Genomic DNA, 19,819 nt, shown 5'->3' on the forward strand with positions numbered 1-19,819 from the left:
CTCCTTTTATCTCTAATTTAAAAACCGCCCCGCAAATAACCGAACATGGTGTTCAAATACTGCTCAAAAGGCATTGCATCCGAGCCTTCCAGCTCCGTCTCCCCCGGCAGCATGACATTCAGCCTTCCATCCAGAATCGGCACAAACGCTCCGTACACCGCACCGGCCAGAAGATGCGTATAACCATCCGAGTAACGGTCGTGCGCGTACAGCTCCAGCATTTCCTGCGCGGCAATCTGCAAACGGTGAAACACGCTAAGAATATACGGTTCCAGCGACGGATATTGGTTGGCGAGCGAAACGAACTGGCGCAGCTTGTGCAGGAACTCTTTGGTAAACTGCAGCTTGAGAATGTTGTACAGCACATCCAGCGGCGCCGCGTCCGGGGGGAATAGGGCCAGCAGAGACGCTTCATTCCCCCGGGAGACGTTATCCGTAAAATACGCCGCCACGGCTTCCTCTTTGCAGGAAAAGTAATTGGCGAAGGTCCGCCGGGATACGCCGGCCTTCTGGACCACGTCATCGACGATAAAACCGTCCATCCCCCGGACAAGCGCAAGCTCGAAAGCGGCTTCGGCTAAGGCGTCGGCCGTGGCTTCCTTTTTCTTGTCGCGCAGCGTTGGCTTCGAATTCAAGTTCCAATCTTCCTCCTTTCCAGAAAGGATTGAACATTTTGACTCTTATCAATATAGTATATTTTTGCCCAAAGGGCAAATTTGCACAATGGGCAATTTAAGCCGGTTAAGATTTTGCTTAACGAGATGTCCTTTTTGTAGAGAAACGAGCGGCCCGGAAGGAATTACGGGAGATAAAGCGAAGATAACGGTGGAATACCGTAAAGTGGAAGCAGTGGGCAAAGATGCATGCAGCCAAAGCCTTGCGGCAGATCAACACTATATTTTTTCGGAGGTGCGGCATGCCCGTCAGTTCAACCAAAAACAATAAAACCGAAGCAGAAATCAAAGTTATGTGTGCCCAAGCTAAGCTCGGGGCGGTTGCCCGGATTACGGAATTGACCGAGGGCTTTTTTAACGTGGCATATGGAATTACAACTATGGAGGGCAAGGAGTATATTCTGAAAATCGCGCCGCATCCCGCTACCCCCGTCATGACGCATGAGAAAAATATCATGTTCAGCGAAGTGCAATCGATGGAGCTTATCCGGCAAAATCTGGATGTTCCCGTCGCAGAGATACTCTATTACGATGACAGCCGCACGGTATGCAACTCGGATTATTTTGTGATGTCGCGGATTCCGGGACAAAGCTTTGCCTCGATCACGGAGCAAATGACGGAGAAGGAGATCCAGGCGGTCAACCGGAGCGCCGGCAGCTATAACCGGGAGATCCATTCACTGACCCATGACCGCTTCGGCTATTTCGGGCAGGCGGATAAACAAGGAGACAACTGGTTCCAGGTGTTCCGGAGCATGATTTGCGATACGCTGGAGGATGCGCGGAGAATGAATGTCGACCTGAAGATTGCGGACAGCGACATCTTGCGCGCACTCGACGGCGAGGCGGAGTTTTTCCGGGAAGTCACCGAACCCCGGCTGGTGCATTGGGACATCTGGGCCGGCAATATTTTCGTTCAGGATGGCAGGATCACCGGAATCATTGATTTCGAGCGCTGCCTGTGGGGGGATGTGCTGATGGAGGTCGGCTTCCGGACGTACGGCCTGAGCGATGATTTTCTAAGCGGCTACGGCACCGGGAAGCTGACCCCTGAACAGCTAAAACGCGCGGAGTGGTACGATATTTATTTGTTCCTGATCGCCAGCATGGAGTGCGATTACCGCCAATACGAGACCCGGGACAGCTATAACTGGGGTACAGACATGCTGCGGCAGTGGATGGAGCGTAAGTCACAGCCCGGAGTTTAGCGGGATTTTAGTGACCGGTTCGAGCGCTTCCACCGACTTGCCGTATTTGCGCCTTCGGAAGACTCATTGCCAAATCCTGGATTCCCCAATTACAATAAAGATGCTGATGCGACAGGGGGCATTTATTTTTACATAAAGGGCTGGTTTAATTGAAGCTGAATATTGCGATTTGCGACGATGAACGGGCAGAAATCGATTACTTGCTGCAGCTGGCGGGACAATGGGCGGATGCCCGGGGAATTGCCGCGGCGTTTACTACTTATGAGAGCGCGGAAAGCTTCTTGTTTCATTATGCGGACCGGCCGAACGCCGAGCTGGTTTTATTGGATGTCCAGATGGGGCATCTGAGCGGCATCGAGTTGGCCAAGCAAATCCGCAGGGATAACGACAGCATGCAAATTGTCTTCATCACCGGCTATCCCGATTTTATGGGGGAAGGCTACGAGGTATCCGCGCTGCATTATCTGATGAAGCCGGTCAAAGCGGAGAAGCTGTTTGAAGTGCTGGACCGGGCGCAGGCTCGTCTGCAGACGGTCCCGCGGACGCTTTTGCTACCCAGGGGGGGCGGCAGCATTCGGATCAAAGCGGACGATATCGTCTACGCGGAAGTGTTGTCGCATACAACCACGCTGCATCTGACAACCGGAACGGAGGACTTTCAGATGCGCCTTTCGGACATGGAGCGGGCGCTGGGCGAAGGATTTATCCGCTGCCACCGCTCCTATCTCGTCTCCATGCGCTATGTACGGAGAGTAACCCGGACAGCCGTCGTGCTGGAGAATGGCCGGGAGCTTCCGTTGTCGCGCGACTTGTACGATGCCGTAAATCAGGCATTCATTCAATATAACTAGAGGTGAGCCATGGGGCTGATTGATTTTTTATTCCGCGGCGCCATTGACCGCCGGATTGCCGCCTTCCAGAACGATCTGATGGAGAAACATATCGTGGAGGTCGAAAATATTTACAAGCAGATGCGCGGCTGGCGGCATGATTACCATAACCATATTCAGATGATGAAAGCCTTCCGTTCACTGGGTCAACATGAACAAATGGACGACTATTTGAATGCGCTGGAGAGCGACCTTGGCAGTGTGGACACGCTGATTAAATCCGGCAACGTGATGGTCGACGCCATCCTTAACTCCAAGCTGTCCCTTGCCAACGCTCGCATGATCACAGTTCATGCCAAGGCGGTCGTCCCCAAAACCATTGCGGTCGCGGAGATCGACTTATGCGTAATCCTCGGCAACCTGCTGGACAACGCCATTGAAGCCTGTCTGCGGACCGGCGATGACGCCAAACGGTTTATCCGGGTGTACATAGACCTGAAGCGCAATAATCTGTATATCTCGGTGACCAACGGGTCCGGGGCGAAGCAGGAGCGGCATGGCGGCCGTTATGCGAGCAGCAAAGGGGACAACCACGGCTTCGGACTGCAGCGGGTGGACCGGATCGTGGACAAATATGCCGGATATATCAAACGCCGCGATGAAGACGGTGCTTTTAGCACGGAGGTCCTGCTGCCGCTGTAAAGCGGCTTTTTTTCATATTTCAGGGCGAAAAAGCTGCAGTTCGCGCAGAAACGGCCACAGCCGGCCGGCGCTGGGGTATGCTGCAGGAAAGGAGGGAACCGAATGAAAACGGAAAAGAAAAAACCAACCTATTCATTGTACAGCAACCTGAAATATGTTCTCGGAAACATGTGGAAGTGGCAAAAAGACATGACCGTTTATGCTTTTTTGCGTTCACCGTTTACGGTAGCCGTTGCTTTTTTGGGCATTTACCTGTCCAGGGAGGTCGTTAACGCCGTGACGCAAAGGAAGTCTCCCGGTGATGTCCTGCTGCTCATTGCGGCGATCACCCTGGGGCTGATTATTTCGCTCGTAGCGGAAAAATTTTTAAATGCTAAGCTGGAGCAGCTTATGTTAATCCAGGATTTCCGCTATCAGGTGCTGACCATGGACAAATGCGCAGAAAGCGATTATGAGAACATGGAAAGCGCCGCCGGGCAGACGCGCATCAGCAAGGCGCTGGAGAATGCGGGAACGGATCAATCGGGAGCGCGGTTGATTGCAAAGGCTTTTTCCTCGCTTGCAGCCAATATCCTCGGCATTCTGTCCTATGCAGCGATCCTCTTTCAACTAAGTCCGTGGATTCTGCTGGCGATTACAGTGACCACGTTGTCCGGTTTCCCGATCCTCAAAATCACTGCCGCCTGGAGTTACCGGAATAAGGATCGCTGGAAAACGTATGACCGGAAATTGGACTATCTGCGCAATAATTCAGGGGATTTCACAAGAGCGAAGGACCTGCGGCTGTACGGCATGACCGACTGGTTCCGGCAAGTCTTCGCGGGCACGCTTGGCCAGCGGATGAACTGGCAGCAGAAGGAGCAGAAACTGGGTTTAGCCGCTGATGGCTTAAGAGCGCTCCTTTCGCTGCTGCGCGAGGGAATTGCTTACGGGTTTTTGGTTTATCTCGTGTTTCACCGGCATTTGCCCGTAGCGGATTTTGTGCTGTATTTCGGTGTAATCGGGGGTTTTACCACCTGGTTGAACGGCCTGGTCAGCGATTTCGACAGCATCAACCGGTTTCATCTAAGCTTCTCGGAGATGCGGGAGTATCTGGATTATCCGGATAAAACCAATCAGGGTACCGGAGTGCCTTTGCCGGAAGGCGAGCTGTGGGTGGAGTTCCGGAAGGTGAGCTTCCGTTACCCCGGCAGCAGCGAGGATACGCTTAAAGACTTGAGCTTTACGCTTGCCAGGGGAGAGAAGCTGGCGATTGTGGGGCTGAACGGCGCGGGCAAATCGACGCTCGTTAAATTGATGTGCGGATTGTATGATCCGACCGGGGGCGAAATTCTGCTGAACGGCCATCCGGTTAACGCCTACAACCGCAAGGAATACTTCAGCCTGTTCTCCGTCGTTTTTCAGGATATTTTCGTTATGCCTTTATCCGTCGCCCGGAATGTATCGGCAACGACCGAAGAAGAGACGGACAGAGAGCGTGTGCGTGAAGCGCTGACGCTTGCAGGACTCGCTCCAAAGATCGGCAAGCTGGCGGAGGGTATGGATACAAGGCTGATCAAAAGCGTTTATGACGATGCAGTGGATCTTTCCGGCGGCGAATTGCAGAAGCTGGCGCTGGCAAGAGCGCTGTACAAAAACGGCAGGGCGTTAATTCTGGACGAACCGACCGCCGCTTTGGATCCGATTGCCGAGAATGAAATCTATATGGAGTACAATCGCATGACTTTAGGTCATACGGCCGTGTTTATTTCGCACAGGCTGGCAAGTACGCGTTTTTGCGACCGGATCTTTCTTCTGGAGCAGGGACGGATTATGGAATGCGGCAACCACGAAGAATTAATGCAGCATGGGGGCCGTTATTATGAGATGTATCAGGTGCAAAGCCATTATTACAGGGAAGGGGTGGCCGAGCATGCTGTCAACGCGTGACAAGATCCGAATGAACATACGGGGATATCGAATGGTGCACACGTTGGTCCCCGGGATTTTGCTGACCCTTTTCATTCAATCCCTGATGTCTGCGCTGCTGCCGTTCATCAATATTTTCATGTCCGCTAAGATCATCTCTGCATTGGTCGGCCAACAGGACCTCCGTCATTTGCTGATATTGGCCGGGACAACGGTACTGCTTAACCTGGTCACCGGATTGCTTCTAAGCGCAATGACCCGCATCGGCAATTATCACTGGGCCAAATTCTGGCAGGTTCTGGATGAGCCGCTCAATGAGAAGATCCGGCAAATGGATTACGAGCGGGTGGAAGATACCGCCGTCCACTTGAGGTATGAAAAAATAAAAATGATGAGAACGACAAACGGATTAGGATTGCCGAGGCTGCTTTGGAGCTTTAGCGGTATCCTGCAAAGCTTTTTTCAGGTCGTCTTTTCGGTATCCCTGGTAGCCGGAGCCTTTACGTCGCATAAGACGGCGAATGCCGGCCCGTGGAGCTTTATTTTTGAATGGTGGTTCGCTGTAATCATTGCCGCGATGCTCGTAGCCAACGTCATTCTGGATATTTACAGGGCTTCCGCAAGCGTGAAAAAAACGACGGCGGTCATCGGCGGTTTTGAGCAGGTCAACCGGATCGGCAATTATTATGGGGAATACCTGAGCAACTACAAGGCCGGAAAGGACATAAAGCTGTATGCCTTAAATAAATCCATCGCGCGCGAGTTCCAGGACATCATGGACATGAGTGTTCAAATGGCGGGCCGCGTATTTGGGGCCTTGGCTAAATACAATAGTCTGTCGGCGGTCTCCAGCACCGTAACCAGCAGCGTCATCTATGCTTTTGTGGCCATCAAAGCGCTATTCGGCAGCTTCAGCGTCGGCAATATTGTACAGTACGCCGGCAGCTTGTCCCAGCTTGGCGGCGGTGTCTCTTCATTCATGTTTCATCTGTCCATGATCATGGCCAATGCGGATGCGCTCCAGCTCATCTTCGAATTCACCGACATGCCGGACTTGAAGTATCAGGGCAGCCTCACCACGGAAAAAAGAGCCGACAACGACTATGAAGTCGAGTTCCGCAATGTATCCTTCCGCTATCCCGGGACGGAAGCTTACGCGCTTAAGAACCTCAACCTCAAGCTGAACGTCGGGCGCCGCATGGCTGTTGTGGGCATGAACGGCAGCGGCAAAACGACTATGATTAAGCTGCTCTGCCGGTTGTACGATCCCACCGAAGGCGAAATTACGCTCAACGGCATTGATATCCGCAAATACGATTATGCCGAATATATGGACATCTTTTCGGTCGTTTTCCAGGATTTCAAACTCTTCTCGTTCTCTCTCGGGCAAAACGTGGCTACGAGCGTAGCGTTCGACCAAGAGAAGGCCATCGCTTGTCTGGGCAAAGCCGGATTTGCCGATCGCCTGGCTTCCATGCCCCGGTCGCTGGAAACGCCGCTTTATAAAGATTTTGAGGAGGACGGAGTGGAAATCTCCGGTGGCGAAGCGCAAAAAATCGCACTGGCCCGGGCGCTCTATAAAGATGCTCCGTTCATCGTGCTCGATGAACCGACCGCGGCGCTCGACCCCCTTGCGGAATTCGAGATTTACTCCACGTTTAATACCATCGTTGGCGAGAAAACGGCAATTTACATTTCCCATCGGCTATCCTCCTGCCGCTTTTGCGATGACATTACTGTCTTCCATGAAGGAGAGCTTGTCCAGCGCGGCAGCCATGAGACACTGATTGCGGATACAAACGGCAAATATGCTGAACTGTGGAACGCACAGGCGCAGCATTATACGGCATAACCAGCGGAACGCGGGGGTGCCCGGAGGCCATGAACCGGCTTCGCGGGCATCCCTTATTTTTGCCGGGAGCTTGACCGAATGAGAGAACCATGTCCATCCCCGCTGTGCAATCCCGTCCCAGCCACCCCCGCATTGCCAAAACCGAGGTCCGCGTTTACAATGAAATCGCATTCATAACAGACATGTATCCACATAAGGAACGAATGGGAGGCAAGTTACATGATCGCGCGTTGGTTCAACAAGCTGATCCCGGAAACGTTCAAGCACCGGATTCTGCTGTCGTTTCTGCTGTTTTTTCTGGCCCCGCTGGCCATCTTGTTTCTGTACAATTTCCGGGAGACGGAGCAGATGCTGGAGCGCAACGCCTCCGAAGCCAATATTGCGCAGCTCGAAGGCATGAAAGGAGATCTGGTCGGCCTGATGCGGCTGGTGATGAAGACCGGCATGCTGCTGGAGCAGGATACGGTGCTGCGGCAGGCGCTGCAGGAGCCGGCGAAGGATGACCCGATCCACCGCAAACGGATAGTGGAAAATAAGTTTGCCAGCATCGAAAACAGTTTTTTCCTCACGGGAGCGACCGTTTTTTATACGCTGATCGATTTTCATGGTAACGCTTACACCTCTTATGCGCCGGAAGAATCCCTGGATTACGAGGCGCTCACTTCCGAGCCGTGGGTGCGCGAGCTGCAGCGGGATGGCGGGCAGCGCTCCGCCTGGAATCCAAACGACATTTCCGTTGCGGTGCGCGAACGGGCGGGCAACAAGATGCTGAGCCTGTACGAGGTGCTGCGCGACGATGGGCTGAAGCCTTTTGCCTATGGCCGTTTCAGCATTGACTACCAGGAGTGGTTCGAGCAGGTTACCCGCGATCAAGGCGCAGGGGACGCCTACTTTTTGCTGGACGCCGCCGGACAAACGATGCTGCGGTCGGATGCCGAAGACGAGATGCCGGGGGCCGTCGCGCAGAGCATGCTTAAAGCCGGTTCCGTGCAGGAGCCGGATGTCGGCGCGAAGACGATCGTGGATGAACATTCGCATATGCTGTACACCTTCACCGAAATTCAGGAAATCCATGCCTACCTTGTGAAAAAGGTTCCGCTCTCGCTGCTGTATGAAGATGTCACAAAGCAAAAGCAGCGGTTTTATGCCGTGTACGGGGTGATTTTGCTGCTCTTCGGATTGATGTCCTACCTGATCTCGGCGACGATTACGGTGCCGCTGAAACGGTTCCAGCGAAAAATGGAAACGACGGTCAAATCGAATCTGAAGCTGAAGCTACCCGAACGCGGACGCGGCGAAATTTTGGCGCTCACCCGCAGCTTTAACGCCATGATCGAAGACATCAATGAGCTGCTGAACCGGCTGAAGCTGGAGGAGCGGCAAAAGCAGCTGGTGCGCTTTCAGGTGCTGCTCGGCCAGATGAATCCGCATTTCTTGCTCAATACGCTCAATACGATCAAGAGCATCGCGCTCGAAAAGGATGAAGACGAAATATACGAGATTTGCGTAGGGCTCGGCAAAATTTTGGAGACCACCTTGAATACCGAGGTCGATCTTATTCTGCTGAAGGACGAGCTGACGCTGGTGGAGTCGTACATGGAGATTCAGCGGCAGCGGTTCGGACACGGCATTCAGCTGCGCTGCGAATGGGAGGAAGATCTGGAATATGCGCTGCTGCCGAAGTTCAGCCTTCAGCCGCTGGTAGAGAACGCGCTGCTGCATGGGTTCGGCCATTCCGAGGCGGAGGGCGAGATTATCATCCGGGCATATGCCCAGGGCAGCCAGTTGTACCTGGAGGTGCTGGATAACGGCATAGGCCTAAGCGGGGCGCAGGAGAAGAAGAGCACCCGCAAGCGCAAGGGCATCGGCCTTCACAATGTCCGGGAGAGCCTGGAGCTGATGTTCAAGAATCAGCCGACCGGACTTACGCTGGAGTCGCTCGATGAACAGACCAAGGTGATCATGCATTTGCCTTTGCTGCTGTCCAAACCATTTCTGAAGGAGGCGGGAGCCGATGTGGCGTACCCTGATCGTTGAAGATGAATTGCCGGCAAGAGCAAGCCTTCGCAAGCTGCTGGCCAAAACGGAGCTGCCCTTTGAGATCGTCGGCGAAGCGACGGACGGGGAGGAAGGATTGGCGATGCTGCGCAGCCTGCGGCCCGATGTCGTGATTTCAGACATTATTATGCCCGGAATGGACGGGGTGAAGCTGCTCCAGACGGCACGCGAGGAAGGCTTCAACGGCCGGTTCGTGATGCTGACGGCGTTCAGCGAATTTGCTTATGCGCACCAGGCGCTGGAACACGGGGCATCCGGGTATTTGCTGAAACTTTCTCTTGATCTCAAGGGATTGAAGCAGATGATGGAAAAGGTCGCAGCCGAGCTTCAGCGGATGGAGAAGCTCCGCCAGGCGGACAAGTGGTTTCCGGATAAAACGGAAGCGCAGCCGACCGATCACCCGGAAATGAACCGGATCATCGAATACCTGGAAGATCATTATGCCGAGGAGATTACGCTGAAGAGCCTGGCCGACCTGATCTGCATGGACGCCAGTTACGTAAGCGATCTGTTCAAACGTAAAACGGGCTTGACGCTGACGCATTACGTCCAGCAGCGGCGCATTCAGGCGGCCAAGATGCTGCTGTCGGAGACGGAACGGACGGTCAGCGATATCGGGCATCAGGTCGGTTTCGAGAACGACAATTATTTTATCAAAATCTTCAGGCGCTGGTGCGAAGTGACGCCGAGTGAATACCGCAAAAATCAAAAATCTGTTCTATGAACACCCAAACAGCGTTAATCCCCCGTCCGCAGGTTCGGTGATAAAGTTAGAGACGTAAGGTTACCACAACACAAGATCATAGGGGGAAAGACGCATGAACAAGAAAAAGTGGTACAGCGCAGCACTTTCGTTGACTTTGCTTACGACAATCCTTGCAGGCTGCGGCGGCAACAATGCCGGTAACGGCAACGGCGCAGCGGCGCCTAACACGGGCGGAACTGAATCCGCTTCCAATAAGCCGGCCGACAAAGTGAAGCTGTCGCTCTGGGGCGCCGTTCCGGCAGAAGCCGGCCCGCAGGCGGTTATCGACAACTGGAACAAAGAAAATCCGGACATCCAAGTCGAATACGTCCGCTACGTCAATGACGACCCGGGCAATCTGAAGCTGGATACGGCGCTGCTGACCGGCCAAGGCGCGGATCTGTACATCAACTACACGGTGAACCGGCTGCAAAAGCGGGTGGATGCCGGCGTTGCCGTGGACCTGAGCACGAAGTCCGATTATGATATCGACGGACAAATGGGTGCGGATGCCGCCCAATGGAAAATCGGCGATAAATACTACGGCATTCCGACCAAGAAAAACATGCTCTTTATCTGGCTGAACAAACAAATGCTCGACGATGCGGGCCTGCCGGTGCCGCCGGTGGATTGGACCTGGTCGGACCTCCGCGAATACGCCGCCAAGCTGAAGAAAGACAATGTCTACGGCCTGCTCCAGCATGATGCCGCATTTACGGCGACCATCGACGGCACGATTGCCGGACTCGGCGTGACCAAGGCTGACGGCACGTCCAATTTTAACAACGACCTGTGGAAAGAGCAGCTTCAAATTTTGCATGACATGATGTTTACCGATAAGAGCACGCCGGAGTACGGGGAACAAGTGACGAGCAAAATGCCGGTCGACACGATGTTCCTGAAAGGCGAAGCGGCGATGCTGAGCGCAGGTGAATTTATTTTCCGCAACGCCAACAACCTGACCGAGTATCCTCATGACTTCAAAATCGCTTTCGCCACGATTCCAAAGGTATCGGCGGATCAGCAGGACTTCAAATATCCCGGCGGTCTGGGCGATGTGCTGTCTGTGAACGCCAAATCGAAACATCAGGACGCAGCCTGGAAATTTGCCAAATGGTACGCGGACGGCGGCATGCTGCCGATGGCGTCCGGCGGACGCATCCCGTCCTCGAAGAGCGTCGACAACCAGCAGGCAATGGATTTGCTGCTTAAAGGCGTAGAGGATAAATACGATACGGAATCGATGAACAAGGTCGTCTTCGGCCAGTTCCCGTCCTTCCAGCTCAACGTTCCGCAGCAGGCGCTGGATGCCCGCAAGGAGGAATACGAGAAGTATTTCCTGAACGAGCAGGATCTGGACACGACGCTGAAAAATATGGCAAAGCGCCATCAGCAGTATTTGAACCAATAGTCTGGCGTTAATCTCATACGACATCCTGCGAAAAGAGAGAAGAAGGGTTATCATCTTCCGGCTTCTCTCTTTGTTGTCTTCATTTTATTTCGTTCTTAACGGAAAGGAGGCCTTTTCTTGAAAAAAAGCAGCTGGATTCAAAGGCAAGGATGGGTCGGGTATGCGTTTATTTTGCCGAATATGCTGGGCATTCTCGCCTTTTTCATTATTCCTGCCCTGTTCTCGTTCGGGATGATGTTCACGAATTATCAATTCGCCAATCCGAATTGGAAGTTTACCGGTCTCGACAACCTGAGCCGCCTGTTCGGGGACGAGCAGTTTTATGCAGCGATCAAATATACCGCCATCTTCCTGCTGTCGGTTCCGGTCTCGCTGGCACTGGCCTTTCTGGTCGCGATCGTCTTGAACCGCAGCGTCTATTTGCGGGGTTTGCTCCGGGGGATGTTTTTCCTGCCTTATATTTCGAGCGGCGTAGCGGTCGCTTTTGTGTGGATGCTGCTGTTCCAGCCGTCTCAGGGACCGATCAACGAAGCGCTGCGCTGGATCGGCATCCATTCGCCCCCAGGCTGGTTCGCATCGACAAACTCGGCGATGTACGCCATCGACGTGGTGCAGATCTGGTTTATGCTCGGCTACAACATGATTATCTACCTGGCCGCGCTTCAGGAAATTTCGACCGAACAGCTGGAAGCCGCCAAGATCGACGGCGCGGGGCCAGGGAAGATTACCTGGAAGATTATCTGGCCGCTGGTCAGTCCGACGACCTTCCTGCTTCTTATAACAGGGTTGATTATGACGGTGAAGTCTTTTTCACTGATTCAGGCGATTACCGGGGGCGGCCCGAGCGGAAGCACCACCATCCTGTCGCTGTTCGTGTATAAGACGGCATTCAGCTATTACGAGATGGGATATGCATCTACGATTTCCTGGTTCCTGTTCGCCGTCATTCTGGTCATTACCATCGTCCAGTGGATCGGGCAGAAGCGTTGGGTCCACTATTAGAAAGGAGCATTATCTATGAACCAACTGGGAGGATCCGTCCGGGTCAAGCTGCCGGTTACGATACTGATGCTGATTGCCGGATTGTTCATGATCGTTCCTTTCCTCTGGATGCTGAGCACGTCGTTTCAGACGCCGAGCGAAGTCTTCCGGCAGTGGCTTCCGTCGCACCTGAACTGGAGCAACCATCAGCGGATCTGGAGCGGGAGCTACAGCTTTGTCCCGTATTATTTGAACTCGCTTAAAATCGCGGTCATTGGCACCACCGGAGCGGTGTTTATGTCGGCGCTGGCCGCATACGGCTTTGCCCGTACGGAATTTAAAGGCCGGGATTCGCTGTTTCTCGTGTACCTGTCGATGATGATGATTCCGCCGCAGGTCATTTTCGTGCCGAAGTTCATCATGTTCAACTGGCTGCATATCTACAACACGCATTGGGCGCTCATTTTGCCGGCGATGTTCTCGATCTTCGGGGTGTTTATGCTCCGTCAGTTTTTCCTTGGCATTCCAAAGGAGATTACGGAGTCGGCGTTTCTGGACGGCGCGGGGCACTTCCGGATTTTCTTCAAGCTGGTGCTGCCGCTGGCCAAGCCGGCGCTCGCGACATTTGCGATCATCGACTTCTCCTGGCAGTGGAACGATTACGAGAATGCGCTGGTGTTCCTGCAAAGTCCGAAGCTGTATACGATTCCGCTCGGGCTGCAAAATTTCGTGCTGGAGAACAACGTGGACTATAACGGGATGATGGCGGCGGCTTCGGCGGCGATTATTCCGATGGTGCTGATTTTTCTGCTCGGCCAGAAATACATTATTCAAGGCATATCGAGCTCGGCGGTCAAAGGCTGATAAGGAGGGAATCTTAAATGCAACAAGAGTTCATACAATCGGATGTGACGGTTATCGGCGGCGGGCTGGCAGGCATCTGCGCGGCGATTGCCGCAGCCAGACAGGGAATGACCGTGGCGCTCGTGCAGAACCGCCCGGTGCTCGGGGGGAATTCCAGCTCCGAGGTGCGCGTCTGGGTATGCGGCGCCACCAGCCACGGCGTCAACCGGTATGCCCGGGAGACAGGAATCATGGGCGAGCTGTTCATACAGAACCAGTACCGCAATCCCGAAGGCAATCCGTATTTATGGGATTTGACGCTGCTGGAGGCGGTGCGGGCAGAGCCGAAGATCACGCTGTTTCTTAACACGGATGTCCGGGAAGTCGAGGCCAGCGGCGAGCGGGAGGAGCGGGTCATCCACGCTGTTAAGGGCTGGATGATGGGCTCCGAGCGGCTGATTACGTTCAGCAGCGATGTGTTCCTGGATTGCAGCGGCGACGGACTGGTCGGATTTCTGGCCGGAGCGGAATACCGTCTCGGCCGGGAAGCCCGGCATGAATACGGCGAGGAATGGGCGCCGGAAGTGGCGGACGACATCACGCTCGGCAGCACGCTGCTGTTCTACACGAAAGATGCCGGCCGGCCGGTCCGCTTCATTGCTCCGCCGTTCGCGAAGGACATTACGGCTACATCGATTCCGATTAAACGCGTCATCCGCAGCGGCGATTCCGGCTGCCATTACTGGTGGATCGAATGGGGCGGGGAACTGGATACGGTGCATGATAATGAACGCATCCGCGACGAGTTATGGTCGGTGATCTACGGCATTTGGGATTACATCAAAAATTCCGGCAAATTCGATGCAGAGACGATGACGCTGGAATGGGTCGGCTCGACTCCGGGCAAACGGGAGTATCGCCGGTTCCTCGGCGATACCGTACTGACGCAGAACGACATTATCGCCCAGCGGCCGTTCGAGGATCGCATTGCGTTCGGCGGCTGGTCGATCGACCTGCATCCGCCGCAGGGCATGTATGCAGAGCAAAGCGGCTCCAAACACCTGCACCCGGATGGCATCTACCATATTCCGTTCGGCTCGCTGTACTCGCGGAACGTCAAGAATCTGCTGTTCGCCGGGCGCAACATCAGCGCCAGCCACGTCGCCTTCGGCACGACGCGCGTCATGGCCACCTGCGCGGTCATGGGCGAAGCCGCCGGCTTCGGCGCCGCGCTGTGCGCCAAGAAGGGCATCACGCCGCGCGAGCTGCGCGCGCGGCATCTGGCCGAGCTGCAGCAGTTGATGCTGCGGCAGGACGCCTCGATCATCGGGCTGCGCAGCGATGATCCGCTGGATATGGCGCGGACGTCTGCGGTCCGCGCATCTAGCACGATGAGTTCCATCGTGCTAGATCAGCCGGCCGGCGAGTATCCGCTGGACGCCGACGCCGGGATTCTTTTTCCGGTCGAAGGGGGCTTGACCGGGCTGCGGCTGCTGGTCTCCGCAAAGGAAGCGACCGAATTGCACGTCGAGCTCTGGGACACGGGGCGGGCGGAGAATTACGTGCCTGCTAATCGCAGACAATCCATTGCGGTTCCGCTTGAGGCCGGAGCGTTGCAGTGGGTGGATGTTTTGGCGGATTCTACGTTGTATGGAAGCGAGGCTTGCAATGCGTTCCTTATTATGCGGGCGAATGCCGCAGTCAGTCTGCATACGTCAGCCACGCCGCTAACGGGCGTGCTTGCCTTTGAACGCGGGGCGCAGCCGACCGTCAGCTCCGACCTGGAGAACCGCCAAGCCGATCAGCCGGTCGTCGAATGGTCGATGAAACGCCTGGTGCGACAGCCGTTTTGTTTTTCCGTAGAGACTGGGGCCTTTGGACCGGAAAAGCTGATCGACGGTTATGTCCGTCCCTTCGGCGGTCCGCATCTTTGGCTATCGGAGCCGCTTCAGGCCGGTCGCCCCGAATGGGTGGAACTGCAACTGCCGCGGCCCGCGGGTGTCCGGGAAATCCATCTTACGTTTAACGATGATGTCAATGAGGATTTGATTAATCTGCATCATCACGAGACGCCGTTCCCGATTATTCCGGAAGTTGTGAAGGCATATACGTTAGAGGCATGGATCGACGGAGCATGGAGTACGCTCGCAGAAGAATCAGCCAACCGCGTTCGTAAACGGGTGCATGTGCTGGAGCAGCCGATGCAGACGGATCGAATCCGTCTGGTTGTTCGGGAGACGAATGGTGCGGAGCGGGCGGAGGTTGTGGAGGTACGGGTTTATGAGTAAACGGCAAAGGGTCATTGTGGGATGAATTAAGAGAAGGCCATACAGGGAAGGGAACAGCAGCGGTGCTCTGAGGAGCATCGCTGTTTGTGTTGTCTATAGATAAAATAAAATTTTGCTTGCGGCGAATAATCGAAAAAAACTCCTGCGGCAGGGAAAACGTATACAAACGGTGAAAGGATAAGAGATTCGGAAACTACAGGAGGCCATTTCATGTCTACCATTCACAATCCTATCCTGAAAGGCTTTAACCCCGATCCGTCCATTCTTCGTGTCGGAGACGATTATTACATTGCCACATCGACGTTCGAGTGGTTCCCCGGCGTGCAGATCCATCATTCCCGTGATTTGATCCACTGGGAGCTGATCGGGCACCCGCTCGATGAACGCCGCCTGCTGGACATGCGCGGCAATCCCAATTCCGGCGGCGTCTGGGCGCCCTGCCTCAGCTTTGACAAAGGCCGGTTCTATCTCGTTTATACCGATGTCAAAAGCCTAGCTGGTGCATTCAAGGATACGCCAAACTATGTGACGACCGCAGAGGACATCCGCGGACCGTGGAGCGATCCGGTTTATTTGAACAGCAGCGGGTTCGATCCTTCGTTGTTCCACGATGACGACGGCCGTAAATGGCTGGTCAACATGATTTGGGATCACCGCAAAAACCGCAACCCGTTCCACGGCATTGTAATCCAGGAGTATTCGGAGACTGAGCGGAAACTGGTCGGGCCGAAGGAAATCATCTTTAGAGGCACGGAGCTGGGCTGCACGGAAGGGCCGCATCTCTACAAGAAAGACGGCTACTATTATCTAGTGACAGCTGAAGGCGGAACCGGCTATGAGCATGCAGTGACGGTCGCACGGTCGCGCACGCTCTTGGGACCGTACGAGGTGGACCCGCAGAATCCGGTCCTCACCTCTTATGGGGACCCGGATGCGCCACTGCAAAAGGCGGGACATGCCTGCCTGGTCGACACGCCGCAAGGCGAATGGTACATGGTGCATCTCTGCTCGCGGCCGCTGCCCGGCCTGCAGCAATCGCCACTTGGCCGCGAGACGGCCATCCAGCGCTGCGCCTGGACGGAAGACGGCTGGATCCGGCCGGTCGAGGGTCGGCGCCCGCAAGTGACGGTACAGGCACCGAACTTGCAAGCCTCACCGGTGAATAAACCGGAAGTCTGCGATCATTTTGACGGAGATACGCTGAATGTTCATTATGCCACGCTGCGCGAACCCGCCGACCGAACATGGCTTAGCTTGAGCGATCGGCTCGGTTATTTGCGGATGTACGGCCGTGAGTCTTTGAACTCGCAGCACAGCCAAAGCCTTGTCGCCCGGCGCATTCAGCATTATGACTTGGAAGCGGAAACAAAAGTGGATTTTACCCCGGAGAGCTTTCAGCAAATGGCCGGACTCGTCTGTTATTACAACAGCAAAAACTACTACTATTTACGGCTTAGCCAAGATGAGCTTGCCGGATTATCACTTAATGTGCTGGTCAGCGACAATGGCATGTACGACGAACTGCTAAGCGAGGAGTTTCCGGTGAACGATTGGGCAGAGTGTTATCTGAAGGTTGTCATCAAAGGGCCGGACTTGCAGTTTATGGCCTCGCCCGACGGAGAGACTTGGTACGAAATCGGCGGTTCGCTGCCGTTCGGGCATTTGTCCGACGAATATGCGACCCGGCACATCAACGGCTTTTTTACGGATTGGGGCTTTACCGGCGCTTTCGTGGGGCTGTGCGTGCAGGATTTGACCGGAGAGCGGAAGCCGGCGGATTTTGATTATTTCAATTATAAGGGTTCGGATTTATGAAAAACAACGGCCCGGCAGCTTCGTCAATGACGAGGCCGCCGGGCCATTTTAATGCTGCGGTCGGTTTGCCGGGTTACGCCTCCAGCAAAAACTGCATCGTTTTGTCGCCGCAGCCGGGGAGAAACTCATGGCCGAAATCGGGATAAACGACCAATTTCTTCGGTGCCGTGATTTTATTGTACGCCGCAAACTGCGTAGACGGCGGGCAGATCGAATCCATCAGGCCGACGAACATCAGCGTTTCGCCCTGGATGCGTCCGGCGAGATGCTGCAGGTCGATGTAGCCGAGTTTGGTGAAGATCTCGTCTTCCCGCTCATGCAGCGGATCGAAATTACGGAAATAGGTTTGCAGCTCCTGGTACGCATCTTTGGCAAGGTCCATTTCCCAGACGCGTTTGTAATCGCTCAGGAACGGATAAACCGGCGCCAGCTTTTTGATCCGCGGCTCCAACGAGGCGCAGGCGATCGTCAGCGCGCCGCCCTGGGAAGCGCCAATGGCATACACGCGTTCCGGATCTACTTCGGGAAGTCCCAGCGCGATGCGGGCCAGCTGCGCGGTATCCAGAAAAATATGACGGAACAGCAGATTGTCCGGATGGTCGTCCAGCCCGCGGATAATATGGCCTTGATAGGTGTTGCCTTTGATGCCGCCGACATCTTCAGAGGAGCCGCCTTGGCCGCGGCAGTCCATCGACAGTACCGAGAACCCAAGCGAAGCGTAAGCCAGCTTGTCCTGCCAATCGCCGGCATTGCCCGAATAGCCGTGGAATTGCACGACTGCCGGATGTCGCTCCGCTGCATGCTTCGGCCGGACGTATTTGGCGTGAATCCGCGCGCCGCGGACACCGGTGAAATACAGATCGAAGCAGTCGACCTGCGGCGTCTGGAAGGTGCTCGGAATCAGCTCGATTTGCGGATCGGTCGCATCCAGCTCCTGAAGCGCGCGGTCCCAGTAGGCGTCGAAATCCGCCGGGCGCGGATTGCGGCCCGTATATTCTTTTAGTTGTTCCAAGGGCATATCGAGAAGTGGCATAGATGGATACATTCCTTTCGCTGCATGGATGAATTTACTATCGTCCATTATAGAGCGGGAAGCCGGTTTTGCCTACGGCAATGCGCATGGTCCACTAATTATTAGGGTGCTGTCGCGCGGACGATCTGTGTTATAGTAATCGTTGAATGTTCGGCTTGTCTGATGAAGCCAGCGATTCTCGTTATTTAATCCAGGAGGAATATATGGAAACACACAGCCAGGGGACAACACCGAAGCAGCAGCCGCAAAGCTTGCTGAATCGGATCATCGACGGCATATCCGGCATTTTTCTGCCGCTGGTGAATATCCTGAGTGCCGCAGGGATTATGAAAGGACTGCTGGCCGCAGCAGCGGCGATGGAGCTGGTCAGTAAAAGCGAAGGCACGTATCTCGTGCTGAATGCCATGGCCGACAGCCTCTTTTACTATCTTCCGGTGCTGCTAGCCTTTACCGCGGCCAAAAAATTCGGCGCGAACCCCTATACCGCCGTTGTCATTGCCGGTGTGCTCCTGCATCCGAGCTTAACCGCTTTGTTCGCGGACCATCAGCAGATCCGTTTCTTCGGTCTGCCGGTCGAGCCGGTAAACTATCCTTCCAGCGCGATTCCGATCATCATGGCGGTCGGATTGCTCGTTTACGTGGAACGTTTATGCGACAAGTATTTGCCCGGCATTATTAAAGGCTTTTTCACGCCCTTCTTTTCGATCATAATCGTATCTGCGGCGACGCTGCTGCTGTTCGGACCGATGGGGACGTTCATTGGGGATGCGCTGGCGAAAGGGTATAGCTTTGTGTACGATCTCAGCCCGGTCGGTGCAGGGATGGCTCTTGGCGGGGCGATTCAAGTGATGGTCATTTTCGGTCTGCACTGGAGCCTTGTGCCGTTGGCCATTAACAATATCGCGATGAACGGCTCGGATACGATATTGGCGCTGATGGGGCCGGCGGCGTTTGCCCAGGCGGGGGCTGCATTGGCCGTATTTTTGCGGGCGAAAGACAATTCTTTCAAAACGTTGTCCTTATCCGCTTCCATTTCGGCGTTGTTCGGCGTCACCGAACCGGCGATGTTCGGCGTAAATCTGCCGCTGCGCAAGCCGATGGTGGCCGTATGCTGCGCCGGTGCCGTCGGCGGCGGCATGGCCGGCATGTTCCATTCGGCTGCGATCTCGTTCGCTTTTCCGGGACTTGCTACGCTGCCTGCTTACCTTGGCGACGGGTTCGGCGGATTTTTGATCTCCTGTGCAGCGGGGCTTGCGATATCCTTCATCATAACCCTGCTGGTAAAGCTGGATTTTTCGCGGATTGGCAAAGCCTGACACCGGCCGGAATCCCCGAAGCCCTGAAGAACCGCGCGCCGCGCGGTTTTTTTGCTTTTCTTCAATTGGTTTTTCGGTTTTCTTTAATTTGTTTTCTGTTTTTCTTTAATTTGTACACGGGCATCTTTAATTTCTCCACTATGCCGCACGGGAGT

15 protein-coding genes are annotated in these 19,819 nt (G+C 54.8%); 13 read left to right on the forward strand and 2 right to left on the reverse strand.

The window, feature by feature from the left end; genetic code table 11:
* Positions 1–17: 17 nt before the first annotated feature.
* Entirely contained in the window at positions 18–635 is a 618-nt protein-coding gene (locus tag BMW84_RS02685) for a TetR/AcrR family transcriptional regulator (RefSeq protein ID WP_091064169.1), read from the reverse strand.
* A gap of 281 nt (positions 636–916) precedes the next feature.
* Between BMW84_RS02685 and BMW84_RS02690 the strand changes: the two genes are divergently transcribed.
* The 12 genes from BMW84_RS02690 to BMW84_RS02745 all read left to right on the forward strand — a co-directional run bounded on the left by BMW84_RS02690 (position 917) and on the right by BMW84_RS02745 (position 17,315).
* A complete protein-coding gene (locus tag BMW84_RS02690; protein WP_091064170.1) occupies positions 917–1,882 on the forward strand; it encodes a phosphotransferase family protein in 966 nt (321 codons plus the stop codon).
* Positions 1,883–2,031: 149 nt separating this feature from the next.
* Positions 2,032–2,733 carry a LytR/AlgR family response regulator transcription factor gene (locus BMW84_RS02695; protein WP_091064171.1) on the forward strand — a complete coding sequence of 234 codons (702 nt, stop codon included), beginning with the start codon at positions 2,032–2,034 and terminating at the stop codon, positions 2,731–2,733.
* Positions 2,734–2,742: 9 nt separating this feature from the next.
* A complete protein-coding gene (locus BMW84_RS02700) occupies positions 2,743–3,414 on the forward strand; it encodes a sensor histidine kinase (RefSeq protein WP_091064179.1) in 672 nt (223 codons plus the stop codon).
* Positions 3,415–3,516: 102 nt separating this feature from the next.
* Positions 3,517–5,343, forward strand: coding sequence for an ABC transporter ATP-binding protein (locus BMW84_RS02705; protein ID WP_091064181.1), 1,827 nt, complete (start codon positions 3,517–3,519; stop codon positions 5,341–5,343).
* Between the two features lie 31 nt (positions 5,344–5,374).
* A complete protein-coding gene (locus tag BMW84_RS02710; protein ID WP_175498652.1) occupies positions 5,375–7,174 on the forward strand; it encodes an ABC transporter ATP-binding protein in 1,800 nt (599 codons plus the stop codon).
* A 219-nt stretch (positions 7,175–7,393) separates the two neighbouring features.
* Entirely contained in the window at positions 7,394–9,211 is a 1,818-nt protein-coding gene (locus BMW84_RS02715; RefSeq protein WP_091064183.1) for a sensor histidine kinase, read from the forward strand.
* Positions 9,189–9,956: a response regulator transcription factor gene (locus BMW84_RS02720; protein ID WP_091064184.1), complete on the forward strand. Its 768-nt coding sequence runs from the start codon at positions 9,189–9,191 to the stop codon at positions 9,954–9,956. The genes BMW84_RS02715 and BMW84_RS02720 overlap by 23 nt, the downstream gene beginning before the upstream one ends.
* Before the next feature lie 94 nt (positions 9,957–10,050).
* Entirely contained in the window at positions 10,051–11,388 is a 1,338-nt protein-coding gene (locus BMW84_RS02725; protein WP_091064186.1) for an ABC transporter substrate-binding protein, read from the forward strand.
* Between the two features lie 117 nt (positions 11,389–11,505).
* Entirely contained in the window at positions 11,506–12,390 is an 885-nt protein-coding gene (locus BMW84_RS02730) for a carbohydrate ABC transporter permease (RefSeq protein WP_091064190.1), read from the forward strand.
* A gap of 15 nt (positions 12,391–12,405) precedes the next feature.
* The gene (locus BMW84_RS02735) at positions 12,406–13,233 is read left to right on the forward strand and encodes a carbohydrate ABC transporter permease (RefSeq protein ID WP_091064195.1); all 828 of its coding nucleotides are present in this window, start codon (positions 12,406–12,408) and stop codon (positions 13,231–13,233) included.
* Between the two features lie 17 nt (positions 13,234–13,250).
* Positions 13,251–15,500 (forward strand): FAD-dependent oxidoreductase, encoded by a 2,250-nt coding sequence (locus tag BMW84_RS02740; RefSeq protein WP_091064197.1) that lies wholly within the window; start codon positions 13,251–13,253, stop codon positions 15,498–15,500.
* Positions 15,501–15,710: 210 nt separating this feature from the next.
* Entirely contained in the window at positions 15,711–17,315 is a 1,605-nt protein-coding gene (locus BMW84_RS02745) for a glycoside hydrolase family 43 protein (protein WP_091064198.1), read from the forward strand.
* Between the two features lie 73 nt (positions 17,316–17,388).
* Here BMW84_RS02745 and BMW84_RS02750 read toward each other — a convergent pair whose 3' ends face one another.
* Positions 17,389–18,348, reverse strand: a complete 960-nt coding sequence (locus BMW84_RS02750; protein WP_091064200.1) for an alpha/beta fold hydrolase — start codon at positions 18,346–18,348, stop codon at positions 17,389–17,391.
* A gap of 203 nt (positions 18,349–18,551) precedes the next feature.
* Between BMW84_RS02750 and BMW84_RS02755 the strand changes: the two genes are divergently transcribed.
* Positions 18,552–19,664, forward strand: coding sequence for a PTS transporter subunit EIIC (locus BMW84_RS02755; RefSeq protein WP_091064209.1), 1,113 nt, complete (start codon positions 18,552–18,554; stop codon positions 19,662–19,664).
* Positions 19,665–19,819: the final 155 nt, after the last annotated feature.

Origin of the sequence: Paenibacillus sp. NFR01, assembly GCF_900111565.1 — a bacterium.
Classification (GTDB): domain Bacteria; phylum Bacillota; class Bacilli; order Paenibacillales; family Paenibacillaceae; genus Paenibacillus_AQ.